At 67.9% G+C, this 13,907-nt stretch carries 17 protein-coding genes and 3 pseudogenes; 9 read left to right on the top strand and 11 right to left on the bottom strand.

Annotated elements, in window-relative coordinates; genetic code table 11:
- Positions 1 to 107: 107 nt before the first annotated feature.
- Positions 108 to 1,121: an adenosine kinase gene (locus L1965_RS13975; protein ID WP_235757062.1), complete on the bottom strand. Its 1,014-nt coding sequence runs from the start codon at positions 1,119 to 1,121 to the stop codon at positions 108 to 110.
- Positions 1,118 to 1,780, bottom strand: a complete 663-nt coding sequence (nth, locus tag L1965_RS13970; protein ID WP_235757061.1) for an endonuclease III — start codon at positions 1,778 to 1,780, stop codon at positions 1,118 to 1,120. The genes L1965_RS13975 and nth overlap by 4 nt, the downstream gene beginning before the upstream one ends.
- Before the next feature lie 217 nt (positions 1,781 to 1,997).
- Between nth and L1965_RS13965 the strand changes: the two genes are divergently transcribed.
- A complete protein-coding gene (locus L1965_RS13965) occupies positions 1,998 to 2,669 on the top strand; it encodes a YiaD family glycine zipper/OmpA-like lipoprotein (protein WP_235757060.1) in 672 nt (223 codons plus the stop codon).
- A 412-nt stretch (positions 2,670 to 3,081) separates the two neighbouring features.
- Here L1965_RS13965 and L1965_RS13960 read toward each other — a convergent pair whose 3' ends face one another.
- The 5 genes from L1965_RS13960 to L1965_RS13940 all read right to left on the bottom strand — a co-directional run bounded on the left by L1965_RS13960 (position 3,082) and on the right by L1965_RS13940 (position 5,755).
- A complete protein-coding gene (locus L1965_RS13960; protein ID WP_235757059.1) occupies positions 3,082 to 3,642 on the bottom strand; it encodes a F0F1 ATP synthase subunit B in 561 nt (186 codons plus the stop codon).
- A complete protein-coding gene (locus L1965_RS13955; protein WP_235757058.1) occupies positions 3,639 to 4,268 on the bottom strand; it encodes a F0F1 ATP synthase subunit B' in 630 nt (209 codons plus the stop codon). Before L1965_RS13955 ends, L1965_RS13960 begins: the two co-directional genes overlap by 4 nt.
- Positions 4,269 to 4,348: 80 nt before the next feature.
- A complete protein-coding gene (locus L1965_RS13950) occupies positions 4,349 to 4,585 on the bottom strand; it encodes a F0F1 ATP synthase subunit C (RefSeq protein WP_101751961.1) in 237 nt (78 codons plus the stop codon).
- Between the two features lie 64 nt (positions 4,586 to 4,649).
- Complete coding sequence (locus L1965_RS13945) at positions 4,650 to 5,405, bottom strand: F0F1 ATP synthase subunit A (protein WP_235757057.1); 756 nt, start codon at positions 5,403 to 5,405, stop codon at positions 4,650 to 4,652.
- 2 nt (positions 5,406 to 5,407) lie between these two features.
- Positions 5,408 to 5,755 (bottom strand): AtpZ/AtpI family protein, encoded by a 348-nt coding sequence (locus tag L1965_RS13940; protein WP_235757056.1) that lies wholly within the window; start codon positions 5,753 to 5,755, stop codon positions 5,408 to 5,410.
- Positions 5,756 to 5,985: 230 nt separating this feature from the next.
- Between L1965_RS13940 and L1965_RS13935 the strand changes: the two genes are divergently transcribed.
- From L1965_RS13935 to L1965_RS13925, 3 genes are all read left to right on the top strand, one after another.
- Positions 5,986 to 6,333, top strand: coding sequence for an ArsR/SmtB family transcription factor (locus L1965_RS13935; protein ID WP_241865537.1), 348 nt, complete (start codon positions 5,986 to 5,988; stop codon positions 6,331 to 6,333).
- Positions 6,330 to 7,211, top strand: coding sequence for a PfkB family carbohydrate kinase (locus L1965_RS13930; RefSeq protein ID WP_235757055.1), 882 nt, complete (start codon positions 6,330 to 6,332; stop codon positions 7,209 to 7,211). Before L1965_RS13935 ends, L1965_RS13930 begins: the two co-directional genes overlap by 4 nt.
- Positions 7,212 to 7,274: 63 nt before the next feature.
- Positions 7,275 to 8,198 (top strand): pseudouridine-5'-phosphate glycosidase, encoded by a 924-nt coding sequence (locus L1965_RS13925; RefSeq protein WP_235757054.1) that lies wholly within the window; start codon positions 7,275 to 7,277, stop codon positions 8,196 to 8,198.
- Between the two features lie 122 nt (positions 8,199 to 8,320).
- Here L1965_RS13925 and L1965_RS13920 read toward each other — a convergent pair whose 3' ends face one another.
- The 4 genes and pseudogenes from L1965_RS13920 to prfB form a co-directional block, all read right to left on the bottom strand.
- The gene (locus L1965_RS13920; RefSeq protein ID WP_235757114.1) at positions 8,321 to 9,388 is read right to left on the bottom strand and encodes a patatin-like phospholipase family protein; all 1,068 of its coding nucleotides are present in this window, start codon (positions 9,386 to 9,388) and stop codon (positions 8,321 to 8,323) included.
- 411 nt (positions 9,389 to 9,799) lie between these two features.
- Positions 9,800 to 10,093 carry an aldo/keto reductase gene (locus L1965_RS13915; RefSeq protein ID WP_235757053.1) on the bottom strand — a complete coding sequence of 98 codons (294 nt, stop codon included), beginning with the start codon at positions 10,091 to 10,093 and terminating at the stop codon, positions 9,800 to 9,802.
- Between the two features lie 48 nt (positions 10,094 to 10,141).
- Positions 10,142 to 10,275: pseudogene (locus L1965_RS13910) on the bottom strand (aldo/keto reductase); the annotation flags it as partial.
- A 103-nt stretch (positions 10,276 to 10,378) separates the two neighbouring features.
- Positions 10,379 to 11,506, bottom strand: a complete 1,128-nt coding sequence (gene prfB, locus L1965_RS13905; protein ID WP_235757052.1) for a peptide chain release factor 2 — start codon at positions 11,504 to 11,506, stop codon at positions 10,379 to 10,381.
- 262 nt (positions 11,507 to 11,768) lie between these two features.
- On the opposite strand from prfB, the gene L1965_RS13900 reads away from it, so the two are divergent.
- The 5 genes and pseudogenes from L1965_RS13900 (at position 11,769) to L1965_RS13895 (ending at position 13,813) form a co-directional block, all read left to right on the top strand.
- On the top strand, positions 11,769 to 12,551 hold the full coding sequence (locus L1965_RS13900) for a ZIP family metal transporter (protein ID WP_235757051.1): 783 nt from the start codon (positions 11,769 to 11,771) through the stop codon (positions 12,549 to 12,551).
- Positions 12,535 to 12,777, top strand: a pseudogene (locus L1965_RS16190) (dihydroxyacetone kinase subunit DhaK); the annotation flags it as partial. The gene L1965_RS13900 and the pseudogene L1965_RS16190, both read left to right, overlap by 17 nt.
- A gap of 89 nt (positions 12,778 to 12,866) precedes the next feature.
- Positions 12,867 to 13,001, top strand: a complete 135-nt coding sequence (locus L1965_RS16185; protein WP_369334678.1) for a hypothetical protein — start codon at positions 12,867 to 12,869, stop codon at positions 12,999 to 13,001.
- Positions 12,998 to 13,105 (top strand): annotated as a pseudogene (locus tag L1965_RS16180) (DAK2 domain-containing protein); the annotation flags it as partial. The gene L1965_RS16185 and the pseudogene L1965_RS16180, both read left to right, overlap by 4 nt.
- A gap of 243 nt (positions 13,106 to 13,348) precedes the next feature.
- Positions 13,349 to 13,813: a hypothetical protein gene (locus tag L1965_RS13895; protein WP_235757050.1), complete on the top strand. Its 465-nt coding sequence runs from the start codon at positions 13,349 to 13,351 to the stop codon at positions 13,811 to 13,813.
- Positions 13,814 to 13,907: the final 94 nt, after the last annotated feature.

Raw genomic sequence — 13,907 nt, 5'->3', positions numbered from 1 at the left:
GCTGCACCAATACCCCGAAAGCGGGTTTTGCGTCCAGCGCAAAAGGCAAGGGTCCGAACGGTGCCACCGGCCCGGAAACCGGCCCGTTCGGCAATCTCTGCGTTCCTTCAGATCAGTCCTTCCGCCCGGAAATCGGCCCGGATATCGCGTTCGGGACGCGGCCCGACATGGCCGATCACCTCGGCCGCCGCGATGCAGCCCATCCGGCCGGCGACATCAAGCGGCAGACCCAGCGCCAGGCCATGGATCAAGCCGGCCGCGAACTGGTCGCCCGCCCCGGTCGCATCCACCGGCACGATCCTGTGGACCGGCACCGTGACCCGCTGCCCGTCGCGGATCAGGATCGCGTCCTCGCCCGAGCGGGTGCAGATCACCGTGCCGCAATCCGCGTGCGCCAAGGCCAGCGCCGTTTCCAGATCCTCGGTCTGATAGAGCGACGACCACTCATGGACATTGCCGATGACGTAATCCATCGGGCCGGCCACCAGACGCCGGAAGTCCTCGCGGTGGCGATCGACGCAGAACGGGTCGGAAAGCGCGATGCCGGCCTGCCCGCCCGCCTCGTGACAACAGCGCGCGGCCTTCAGGAACGCGTCCTTGCCCTTCGGCTTGTCGAACAGGTAGCCTTCCAGGAACAGCCAGCCGGATCCCTGAAACACGGACGGATTGACATCGTCCGGTCCCAGTTCCGCCGATATTCCCAGATAGGTGCTCATCGACCGTTCGCCGTCGGGCGTCACAAGGATGATGCTGCGCGAGGTCGGCAACTGCTCGCCGGCCACCGGCGGGTTGACAAAGACCGTGCCGGCCGCCTCGGTCTGTTCGGCATAGGACAGCCCCAGCGCGTCCTCGGCCACCCGGCCGATGAACGCGGTCTTCAGCCCCAGCGCGCCAATGCCGGCCAGCGTGTTCGCGACCGAGCCGCCCGGAACCAGACGGGCCTGCGCGCGTCCCGGCCGCTGATCGCCGGCCTGCGCGGCCATCAGACAGTCCGACCGCTCGCGTTCGACCAGCTGCATGATCCCCTTTTGCACCCCCAGCGCCGTCAGGCCGGCGTCGTCGATGGGCGAGATGACGTCCATGACAGCGTTGCCGATGCCGATCACATAGGGGGTGGTCATTGGGTCTTCTCCTCATAGGGGCACAGGTCGCGGATGATGCAGACCCCGCAGCGCGGACGCCGCGCCTGGCAGATGTAGCGGCCATGCAGGATCAGCCAGTGATGGGCATGGCTCTGGAACCGGACGGGCACATTGTCCTCGATCGCGCGCTCGACCGCTTCCACGTCGCGGCCAGGTGCAATCCGCGTGCGGTTGCCGACCCGGAAGATATGCGTGTCCACGGCCTGGCTGGCATGCCCGAAGGCGCAGTTCAGCACCACGTTGGCGGTCTTGCGCCCGACACCGGGCAGGCCCATCAGCGCAGCACGGCTGTCGGGCACCTCACCGCCGTATTCGTCCACCAAAAGCCGCGACAGGGCGATCACGTTCCTGGCCTTCTGGCGATAGAGCCCGATGGTCTGGATATGCCTTGTGACGGCTTCAAGCCCCAGATCCAGCATCTTCTGCGGCGTGTCGGCCAGCGCGAACAACTCTCTCGTGGCCCTGTTCACGCCCGTGTCGGTCGCCTGCGCCGACAGCGCGACGGCGACAAGCAGCGTGTAGGGATTGAGGAAATTCAGTTCGGTCCGGGGCGCGGGATTGGCCTCGGCCAGTCGCGAAAAGAGCGCGACCTGATCGGTGAATGGCAGTGCGGACGGGATGCGACGGGTCTGGGCCATGACGATCGCCTTTTGACCGCCGTCGCGCGGCAATGCAAGTCCGCCCGTCCCGTCGCCTGATCGTGACGGGCCGTCAGCGACTTTCAGCCCGGCACGGCTTTCCTTTCCGCGGGAACCGGGGCAGGTTGCGACATATTGGAGACGTGACCCGGGAACGGGTTCGTTTCCCAGGCGCGGCGCCACCGGCGCCGCAGGAACAAACAGGAAGGGGAGAAAGATGAACTTCCGTCTGAGCACCATCGCCGCGGCATCCGGGCTGATCGCCCTCGGGGCCTGCACCGATCCCTCGATGAACGCGAACGGGACCGCGACCGGCATGAGCCGGACCCAGCAGGGCGCGCTGGCCGGCGCCACGATCGGCGCGGTACTGGGCGCGACGCGCGATGATGACAAGAACAACCAGGGCCGGGACGCGGCCAAGGGCGCCATCGTTGGCGCCGCGGTCGGTGCGGTCGCCGGCAATATTCTCGACCGGCAGGCTGCCGCGCTGGAACAGGCGGTGCAGAACCCGAACGTCCAGATCGTCAATCGCGGCTCGTATCTTCAGGTCATCCTGCCCGAAGGCGTCCTGTTCGCGACCAACTCGGCCGCCGTCTCGGGCGTGGCGCAGAACGACCTCTATGCCGTCGCGCGCAACCTGAACCAGTATCCGAACAGCCGCGTCGAGGTGATCGGCCATACCGACAGCACCGGCACCGCCGCCTACAATCAGGACCTGTCGCAGCGCCGCGCGCAGTCGGTCGCTGGCATCCTGGCGGCGGCCGGCGTTTCCTCCGCGCGCCTCGTCGCGGTGGGTCGCGGCGCCACACAGCCGGTCGCCTCGAATGCGACCGAGTCCGGACGCGCGCAGAACCGCCGGGTCGAGATTCTCATCCGCCCGACGCGCTGAGCGGATCACGAACGGGGCAAGGGGGCCGACGCAAGTCGGCCCCTTCTGCGTTTGCGGCCGCATCGACAAGACTCGCCGCGTTTCCCGGCAAGGGGCGGGTACGCGGCAAACCGAATCCGGCTCGCCGGAACTGACGCAACGTCACGGTGCCGATTCCGGATGACCACAGCAGTTTTCCTGCCCGAAGACGTCAGCGACAGGCTACGGGTTCCCCAGGGCAGATCGGCGCCGCGATGCGCCATCCATGCCGGTCGCCTTGTCCTTTCCTGCGCGGCAGTCCTGCTGCCGACCAAGACCTTTCATGCGCGCGAGCAGACGATCATGCCGCATGAAAGAACCCCCGGCCTGGATGGCCGGGGGTCCCTCATGTCCCTCGTTGAAACCGGTGCTCCGTCGATGACGGGCGGTTTTCTCAGTTCAGAAGGCGCGCCACGTCTTCGATGGCGTCGTCGATCCCCGCCGAGCGGTTGCCGGCCTGCACCTGACCTGCCAGCAGTTCGGACGCGGCTCCGACCGCGGCCCTGACGGCCTGATCGCGCACGGCGCGAACGGCGTCCTTCTCGGCGCTGGCGATCTGGTCCTCGGCGCCCTGAAGGCGACGCTCGATCGAGCGCTTCAGATCCTCCTTCGCCTTGGTGGCCTGCGCATCGGCCTCGCGCTTGGCATTGGCGACGATCTCGTCCGCCTGACCCTTCACCTCGCGCTGGCGCCGCTCGAAGCTGGCATAGATTTCCTGCGCTTCCTCGCGCAGACGGCGAGCCTCGTCCAGATCCTTGCGGATGCCGTCGGCGCGCTTGTCCAGCAGCGAGCCGATGATCGTGGGCACCTTGTAGTAGACAAGGATGCCGACGAACAGAAGGAAGGCCAGCAGCACGATGAAATCGGTGTTGCGCAGCGAGAAGAACGGGCCGGTGGCCGCAGCTGCGGGGCCGGCACTCAGCGCGATCAGCGCGATGGCACTCAGTCTTGTCATTGCACGGCCCCCTTGATGCGGCTGTCCACTGCCTTGTCGAGCGCATTCTCGTCGACGCTCCCGCCAAAGCTGCGGACCAGTTCGGCGGTCACGTCACGGGCGACCTCGCGGGCGTCCGTCGCGGCCGAATCGCGAATCTCGGCGATGCGCTTTTCCGATTCCGCCGTGCGCGCGGCGATCTCGGCATCGGCATGCGCGATCGCGGCATCCAGATCCTTCTGGATCTCGGCACGGTTGGCGGCGACGATCTTCTGTGCCTCGCTGCGCGCGTCCGCCAGCGCCTTGTCATAGGCCGCCTCGGCCTCGCGCGCCTTGCGCTTGAATTCCTCGGCAGCCATCAGATCGCCGGTGATGGCACCCTGACGGTCCGAAATGACCGCGGCGATCCGGGGCAGCGCGATCCGCGACAGCACCCAGTACAGCAGCCCCAGCGCGACCACGAGCCAGAAGATCTGGTTCGGGAACGTGCTGAAATCAAGCTGCGGCATGCCGGTTGCGCCCTCGGCCGCGTGCGCTGCCGCCTCGGCTTCATGCGCGGCGGTCTCACCGTGCTGCGACACCAGCTCGGCGGCGTCTTCAGAATGTTCGGCCGCGGTGGTGGCGGCCTCTTGCAACAGGCTGAACATATCCTACCCCTTGGCCTTTAAGGTCACGAAGGGGCGGGAACGCGCGTTGCGCCCCCACCCCGCCGCAAGGATGGGGTGGATCAGACCGCGAACATCAGCAGAAGCGCGACGAGGAACGCGAAGATCCCCAGAGCTTCCGCGAAGGCGATGCCGATGAACAGCGTGGCGGTCTGACCGGCTGCTGCCGACGGGTTGCGCAGCGCGCCCGACAGGAAGTTGCCGGCAACGTTGCCCACACCGACTGCGGCGGCGCCAGAACCGATGGCAGCCAGACCGGCACCGATGTACTGACCCAGTTCGGCGATATTCCCTTCCATGATGATACTCCTTGCGGTTGGAAGATTTGAATTCTGATTGAAGCGGAACCCTGATGCGCGGCGCCTAGTGGCCCGGATGCAGCGCGTCCTTCAGATAGACGCAGGTCAGGATCGTGAACACATAGGCCTGGATGAAGGCGACCAGCACCTCCAGCCCGTACATGGCCGTCACGGCCAGGATCGACACGGGCGAGATCACCGCGATCGCGGCAAAGCCTGCGAACACCTTGATGACCGCGTGGCCTGCCATCATGTTGCCGGCAAGACGAATGGAATGGCTGACCGGGCGCACGAAGTAGGAAATCACCTCGATGATCGCCAGCACCGGCCGCAGCACCAGCGGCGCCGACGTGACCCAGAACAGCCCCAGGAAATGCGTGCCGTTCTTGACGAAACCCAGCACCGTCACGCTGAGGAACACCGCCATCGCGAGAACCCCTGTCACCGCGATATGCGAGGTGACGGTAAAGGCCTTGGGCAGCAGACCCAGCATGTTGGCGAACACGATGAACATGAACAGCGTCATGATGTAGGGGAAATATTTCAGCCCGTCCTTGCCGACGACATCCTCGACCATCTTGTGGATCATGCCATAGGCAAGCTCGGCGATGGACTGGACGCGGTTCGGCACGATCGCACGTCCGCGGGTGCCCATGACCAGCAAGGCGGTAATGGCGATCACGATGATGAACAGCCACAGCGTGACATTCGTGGGGGTGTACCAGTGGACCGGCCCGTCGCCGAACAGCGGCTTGACGAGAAACTGGTCCATCGGGTGGAAGGCCAGGCCGGCTTCTTCACCTTGCGCTTCGGTCGCCACGATCAATCCCTCTCATCCGTTCCCGGCGGCTTGCCGGGGGTTCTGCCAAGTTCGGCCGCGGTCCGCATCATCACCTTGATACCGGCCGCGAAGCCGAGGAATAAGAACAGGATCATCAGGAACGGCGTGGTGCCGAACAGATGATCCAAACCGAAACCGATCCCGAAGCCGATCCCGATGCCGGCCACGATCTCGATCACCATCCGCCATGCCAGATGCGCCTGGTCATGGCCCGCCATCGGGCCCTTGGCCTTCGGCTTGGGCGTCAACCTGGCCAGTCGCGCCTCCAGATCGCTCAGACGGGAGGCATCCGCATCCCTGTCTTCGCCGCTCCGGGGCCTCTCGGCCATCTCTCACGCCCCCGTTATCGCTCGATGGGGTGTCTAGGGTGGATCGCCTCCCAAGTCAAGCAACAGAGGGACGCGCATAGCATATTGATATTCCGTCACTTTCCCTCGCGCCCGATTCCGGCCTCCGGGTTGCAATCCGGTTCGCTCCCGATCAATACTCAACCGGCAAGTTGAGCTTTCCCAGACCCTGCGCATCCGGATCCCGCCATGCCCCCCCGCTGTCCACCGCCATGACCGCCCCCGTGCATGACGGGCTGGACCTGATTTTCGCCGCGCTTGCCGACCCGACGCGGCGGCGTGTGCTGTCGATGCTGCTGGAAGACGACATGGCGGTCAGCGACGTCGCCCAGCCTTTCGCGATGAGCCTTGCCGCGATCTCGAAGCATCTGGCGGTGCTTGCGGCGGCCGGGCTGATCCGGCAGGAACGCCGCGGCCGGATCACCTGGTGCAAGCTGGACCCCCAGGGGATGCGAACGGCCTCGGTCTGGATGCAGGGCTTCGGACAGTTCGACCCGGTGGATCTGGATGCGTTCGAGCGTTTCCTGGAAACGGAGCTGAAGGAATGGACCCCGGAATGAGCACGCGCCCCGACATCCTGTGCATCGGCGCGATGCTGTGGGACGTGATCGGTCGCGCCCCGCGCCGGATGGCGCCCGGCGCGGACGTGCCGGGCCGGATCCGTCACATGCCAGGCGGCGTCGCGTTGAACGTCGCGGTCGCGCTGGCCCGCTGGGGTCTTGCCCCGGCCGTGCTGTCCGCCGTCGGCCGCGATCCCGAGGGCGCGGCGCTGGTGGCCGAAGCCGAACGGCTCGGCGTGCTGACCCGGTGGCTGACCCGCGATGGCGGCCTGCCCACGGATTGCTACATGGGAATCGAGGACAGCCAGGGGCTGATCGCGGCCATCGCCGATGCCCATGGCCTCGAAGCGGCCGGCGCGACGATCCTTGCGCCGCTGGACGATGATCTGGCCGGCTGGACCGGCCCGGTCGTGCTGGATGGGAACGTGACCGAGGATCTGCTGGCCGCGATCGTCCGCGATGCGCGTCTGGGCGCTGCCGATCTGCGGCTGGTGCCGGCAAGCCCCGGCAAGGCAGAGCGGCTGGAACCCCTGATCGCCGCGCGGCGCGGCTGCTTTTACCTGAACCGGCTGGAGGCCGAGATCCTGGCCGGTCGCGCCTGCCCCGACGCGGCCAGCGCCGCCGAGGCGGTGGTGGCCCGCGGTGCCGCACGGGTTCTGGTCACCGACGGCCCCCATCCGGCGGCCGAGGCGATCGCGAACGGCCCGACGCTGATCGCCGCCCCGCCGTCCGTCGCGGTCGCACGGGTGACCGGCGCGGGCGACTGCTTCCTGGCCGCGCATCTGGCGGCCGGGATCGCGAACCGGCCGCGCGACGCGGCGCTGCGCCAGGCCGTCGAGGCCTCGGCCGCGCATGTGTCGGGCCGCGACATGCCCTAGGCGCTGCCTGTCATCCGCTTGACGCCCCTTCTCTCGAACGCTCTGGACCAAAGGACCCCCGCGATGACCGATGCCCCCCTGCTGTACTCTCCCGAGGTCGCCGAGGCGCTGGCGGAGGACCGCCCCGTTGTTGCGCTGGAATCCACGATCATCACCCACGGCATGCCCTATCCGCAGAATCTGGACATGGCCCGAGAGGTCGAAGAGGTGATCCGCGTCATCGGCGCGACGCCCGCGGCCCTTGCCGTGATGGGGGGCCGGATCCATGTCGGCCTGACCGATGACAGCCTGCACCAACTGGCCCGCACCCCGCCCGATGAGGTGATGAAGCTCAGCCGCGCCGATCTGGCGGTCTGCCTGGCGAACGGCCGCACCGGCGCGACGACCGTCGCCGCCACCATGATCTGCGCGCATCTGGCAGGCATCCGGGTGTTCGCCACCGGCGGGATCGGCGGCGTGCACCGCGGCGCCGAGCACAGCTTCGACATCTCGGCCGATCTGCAGGAACTGGCGCAGACCCCCGTCACCGTGGTCGCGGCGGGTGCCAAGGCGATCCTCGACCTGCCCAAGACGTGGGAGGTTCTGGAAACGCTGGGGGTGCCGGTGATCGCCTATGGCCAGGACGAGTTGCCGGCCTTCTGGTCGCGCAGCAGCGGCATCCCGGCCCCGCTTCGCATGGACAGCCCCGCCGAGATCGCCGCCGCGGCCCGGATGCGCGCGCGGCTGGGGCTTCCGGGTGGCCAGCTGGTCGCCAACCCGATCCCCGAAGCCGACGAGATCACCCAGTCCCAGATCCTGCCGGTGATCCTGCGCGCGCTGGACGAGGCCGAACAGCAGGGCATCGCGGCGAAATCCGTGACTCCCTTCCTGCTGCAACAGATCTTCCATCTGACCGGCGGCAAGTCGCTGACCTCGAACATCGCGCTGGTGCTGAACAACGCGCGGCTGGCGGCCGAAATCGCGATCGCGATGACGAACCCCGCCTGACCGGGCGCGAATCCCGGCCGTTCCGATCCGCGGCTGCGTCACCCCGAGACCCCGCCGCTCCGGCCCTTGCAGCCTTGCAGGACGCCCTTCGCAGGGCGAGGCGGGGGCGGGGTCCGGCCGGTCTATCCGACGACGCCTGATCCCCGAAGCAGTTCGGACAGATCGACGCTGTCCTGAACATTCAGCGCGTCGGCGTGATCGTTGAGGAACCGGTCCGCCGCCACCTGCCCCGCCTTCTTCATGCGTGCCAGCAGGCCGGGCGCCGGCATCACCTTTGACCGGGCATTCAGGTCGTTCATCAGCAGGTCGTCCAGGATCATGTGGATCAGCGGGTTCTTCATGGCGCGGTTGTGCAGCCGTTCCTCGGCGTGCAGGCGCTTGACGAAGTTGATCGCCCGCAACTCGGACATCAGGGCGCTGTTGAAGCTGATCTCGTTCTCGCGGTCGGTGATCTCGACCGGGCTTTTGGGCACCCCGTCCCGGATCAGCGGGTTGATGTGCACGATCATGATGTCGCGCGGCAGGTCAGCCCGATACAGCGGGAAAAGCGCCGGGTTGCCGGTGAACCCGCCATCCCAGAACGCCTCGATCCGGCCCGTGTCGGGATCGCGCAGCTCGACGGCCTGGAACAGCGTCGGCAGGCAGGCCGAGGCCATCACCGCCTCGACCGACACGGCCAGGCGGGTGAAGACCCGGATACGCCCGGTCCGGACATTCGTGGCACTGACAAAGAGTTGCGGACCGCGATCATTGCCGAAATCCGGATAGGGCAACTCGCGCAGGACCGGACCCAGCGGATTGAGGTAGAACGGGCCGTAATCATAGGGGCTGAAGATCCGGTTCAGCCCGTCCAGCCAGGCGGCCGGCGAGAACATCTCGGTCAGGCGATGCATGCTGCGCGGCAGCGGCATCAGCGAATGCATCCAGCGCACCATGCGGTTGTCCGAAAGCTGGCCGATCTCGCCCCACAGGCAGTCCAGGTTCTGGCGCGCGGCACGTCGCCCCTGCGGGCCCGGATGGCGCGCCAACCCGGCCTTCAGGGCGGCGCCGTTCAGCGCACCGGCGGATGTGCCGCTGATCGCGGCGATATGCAGCCAGTTCTCGTCCAGAAGCCGGTCCAGCACGCCCCAGGCGAAGGCGCCATGCGCGCCGCCGCCCTGCAAGGCCAGATTGATGCTCTTGTCTTCCATCCGCCCGCGCCCCCGTTTTGCACATGCAGCATAGTAGTCACCCTCGGCAGCACCGCAAGGGTTGCGCGATGCAGCGCGCGTTGCGCCGGCGAGGATGGCCGCCAGCGGGATCAGGATATCGCGCAGCGTCACGAAGCCCGGCATCATGGCGATGACGATGGCCAGACGGGACGACGAGCACCGTCACCCCAAAATCGGCCGGGGCTTTGCGGGTCACGGCCGCATGGCCGACCGGCGAGAGCAGGATCGAAACGGCACGCAATCCCTCCGCCGATGGAAGATGCCCTGACTTGCTGACCGCAGGAACCGCCCCGCAAATTCGGGCGCAGATCCGAGTCTGCGGTCCGGGCTCTCAAGGGCCCGTCATCCGCGCGGCACGTTTCGGCAGCCTGGCCGCGCCGCGGCACGCTGTCAGCAATAGGGCTGCGGCCCGCGCGACATGGCCTCGCCATGGCGCGCGCCATGCGCCCAGCCGACGGGAAGGAGGCGCGCGATCTCGTCCCTCTGGGTCGCGGTCAGCGTGAGGGTCGCGCCGCGGATGTTGTCGCGCATATGCGCGATGCTGCGCGAACCCGGCAGCGCGATCACATGCGGCCCGCGCGCCAGCACCCAGGCGATCGCCATCGCGGCCGCGCTCTGGCCATGGTCGCGTGCGAAGGCCGCGAATTGTCGAACGGATGGCCGGGATCGCGCGGGATCGCGCATTTGCTGGCCAGGACCACGCGGTGCCGGAACTTTTTCAGGAACCGCGCCAGCAAGTCCTCGGCGCGGCCCGAACCATAGACATTCGAGGTGTCGAGATGATCGACGCCCATGTCGAGACAGGCTTCCATGCAGCGCAGCGCGTCGCCGGAATCGGCCTCACCATAGCTGCCGACGAAATTCATCGTCCCCAGCGCGACAGCGCCGACCAGGGGCCCGCCCCGGCCCAGCTGCCGCTTCGGCATGCTGGCCGCGCCGCTGTCCGAAGCGTGGCACGGCGTCGGCATGCTAGTCGTCAGCCTGCGCCTCGGCGCGGCTCTTGCCGGCCACATCCATCGCCAGCGTCGCCGCCATGAAGGTGTCAAGGGCGCCGTCCAGAACGCCCTGCGTGTCGCTGGTTTCCTCGCCGGTGCGCAGATCCTTCACCATCTGGTAGGGATGCAGCACATAGGACCGGATCTGGTTGCCCCAGCCGGCATCGCCCTTGGCGTCGTGCTGCGCCTGTATGCTTTCGGTGCGGCGCCGCAACTCCATCTCGTAGAGCCGGGATTTCAGCGCGGCCATGGCATTGGCGCGGTTCTGGTGCTGCGATTTCTCTGACGAGGTGACGACGATCCCGGTCGGCAGGTGGGTGATCCGCACCGCCGAGTCGGTGGTGTTCACATGCTGTCCGCCCGCGCCCGAGGACCGGTAGGTGTCGATCCGTATCTCGTTGTCGGGCACCGTGATCTCGATATTCTCGTCCACGACCGGGTAGACCCAGACGCTGCTGAAGCTGGTGTGACGCCGCGCGGCGCTGTCATAGGGCGAGATGCGCACCAGCCGGTGTACGCCCGATTCCGATTTCAGCCAGCCATAGGCGTTGTGCCCGCTGATCTTGTAGGCGGCGCTGCGGATGCCGGCTTCCTCGCCCTGGGTTTCCGATACCAGTTCGACTTCGTAGCCCTTCTTCTCGGCCCAACGGACATACATGCGCGCCAGCATCGCCGCCCAGTCGCAGCTTTCGGTGCCGCCCGCCCCGGCGTTGATCTCGAGGAACGTGTCGTTCGCGTCGGCCTCGCCGTTCAGCAACGCCTCCAGCTCTTTCTGCGCGGCCAGATCGGCCAGGGATCTCAGGTTGGCCTCTGCCTCGGCGACCAGTTCGGGGTCGCCCTCCGCCTCGGCCAGTTCGACCATCTCGGCATTGGCGGTCAGGTCGTCGTCGATCCGGCGATAGGTCTCGATCGCGTCCGACAGGGCCTGCCGCTCGCGCATCAGCTTCTGCGCGCGGGCCGGATCGGACCACAGATCGCCATCCTCGATCATCGCGTTCATCTCTTCCAGACGATGCGGTGCGGTCTGCCAGTCCATGCGCTGCCCCAGCAGGGTCAGCGACTTGCGGATGGCCTCGATTCTGGACTGCGTCTCGGCGCGCATGGGCGGTTTCCCTCGAAGTTTCAGGGGCGACAGATAGCTTGCACGGTACCGACTCACAAGGGGACGAGGCGTTCCGCCCCCCGCGTCAGCCGGCGCGGGACGGATTCGCGGCGCGTCTTGGCGGCGTCCGCTTGCGCGGCTTTTCAAGCGGACGCGCGCCCGCCCGGGCACGGCGGGCACTCGACAGGCCCATGTCGCGGGCTATGGTCTGAGCCGGCCTGCCCGGCACCGTTGCCGGCCGGGTCTCGGAAAGGACCGGACCGTGACCACGCTCTCGCCTCTCATGCTGGGTTTCCTGGGCAGCCTGGCGGCAGGATTGATGACCGCAATCGGCGCGATCCCGGTCCTGTTCGGGCGCGTGCCCTCGCCTCGGACCCGCGATCTTGCCCTTGGATTTGCGGCCGGAGTCATGCTGTCGGCCTCGTTCTTTTCGCTCATCATCCCGGCGCTGGAGGCCGCCGGGTCTCGCCATGACAGCCGCGCCGGGCCCGCTGCGATCGTCTGCATCGCGATCCTCATCGGCATGGGCGCCATCGCGCTGATGAACGAATATCTGCCGCACGAGCATTTCCAGACCGGGCGCGAGGGGGGCCGGGCGGCCTCGTTGCAGCGGGTCTGGCTGTTCGTCATCGCAATCACGATCCACAACTTTCCCGAAGGTCTGGCGGTGGGCGTCGGCTTTGGCGGGGGCGGGCTTCAGGGCGGGCTGCCCATCGCCATCGGGATCGGGCTTCAGAACGCGCCCGAGGGGCTCGCCGTGGCGGTTTCGCTGCTGGCCGAGGGGTATTCAAGATCGCGGGCCTGGGGGGTCGCGGCGCTGACCGGGTTGGTCGAGCCTCTGGGCGGCCTCATCGGGGCCGGGGTCGTCACCTTCTCGACGGCGCTCCTGCCCTGGGGCCTCGCCTTCGCGGCGGGTGCGATGCTGTATGTCATCAGCCACGAGATCATCCCCGAAACCCATCGCTGCGGGCACCAGAGGCAGGCGACGCTGGGTCTGGCAATCGGGCTCGTGATCATGCTGTTTCTGGATGTCTGGCTGGGCTGAGCGGCGGCAGCGTGTGCCCGGGCCGGGCCGCATCCGGCGCGAAACGCTGGCGAGCGCGGATCGCGTCACGGACGATCGGCTGGCCGCGATCCTGTCCGAGATGGCGCCCGACCCCGGCGACCGGGTCGCCGTGCTGGTCAACGGGCTGGGCTCGACCGCGCTGGTCGAGCTTTGCATCATCGTCGACCGCCTCAGGCAGGTGCTGAATGCGCGCGGCGTCAGCATCCATCGCTCGCGGGTCGGGGAATACGCGACCTCGCTGGACATGGCCGGCGCCTCGATCACGGCGTCACCACGGAGATCGGCTGGAAAGCCGTGCAGGACGTGCTGTCCAGCGCAACCCGGGACGAGACGATCGAGGCCGGTTGCGGGCGCATGGCCAGGGCTTTCCTGGACGCGGTGGGCGCGTCGTCGGGGCCGCTCTATGCGACGGGGACGAGGCCGGCATGAAGGCAACCGTCGGGATGCAATCCCGGCGCGGCCGTTCGGCCAGGCTTGGCACGCGGTCGATCGGCCATATCGATCCCGGAGCCGCGTCGAGCTGGATCATGCTGCGCGCCATCGCCTCGGCGCTGGAAGAGGCGATCGCCGCGACCGGACCGCGCGTTTCCGGCCGACCTCCCGTCCGGCAGCGCTTGCGTCGGCAGGGGTGTCCGCACGGGTGTCCGCAGGTACGTCCGCTGGGGCGGCGGACGCAGGCGGTCTGGAAATGCGCGCGGCGCAGGCGCATGATACGGACCATCGCTGCGGGGAACCCCGCCCCGTGTTCTTGCAAGGTCCGAAAGGAGATGCCGATCATGATGCGCAGCTATTCGATGACCCTCGCCTTGTGCCTCGCCATGGCCGCCTGTGCCCCGTCGCCGGGCACGACCACCACCGGCGACTGGCCGACCGCGCCGGCGCTGAACCCGGCCGACTATGCCCTGCAGGATACGGCCACGCTCGGGCTGAGCGGGGCCGAGCTGCTGCCCGAGGCGGCGGCTGCGCTGCAGGCCGGGCTTGGCAGCAGCGAGCCGGTCGAGGGCAATTACAGCGAGACCCTGGACGCCTATTCCGGTGACGGGCGCGGTGCGGTGGTCCTGACCCTGAACCAGCTGGCCGACGACTCGGTCCGGACGATGCAGCATGTCGTCGAATTCGACCTGCGCCCGGATCCGCAGGTCGAGGGGCGCGTCTTCGCGATCCCGTCCGGCTACGGCACCCGGCAGAGATGCTACCGCGCGACCGATCCGGATGCCTGGACGAACCAGCCCTGCCCCTGAGGCCGCGCCGGGCCGGCGGGCCGACATTCGCGAGGATGGGTCCGGGGGGTCCGGGGGGCGGCGAGCCCCCCGGCCTTCGCGGGACGCCATGCCA

It is taken from the genome of Paracoccus salsus, from assembly GCF_021556615.1.
GTDB lineage: Bacteria > Pseudomonadota > Alphaproteobacteria > Rhodobacterales > Rhodobacteraceae > Paracoccus > Paracoccus salsus.
The sequence above is the reverse complement of the archived record's forward strand: the minus strand, read 5'-3'. Positions and strand labels throughout refer to the sequence as shown.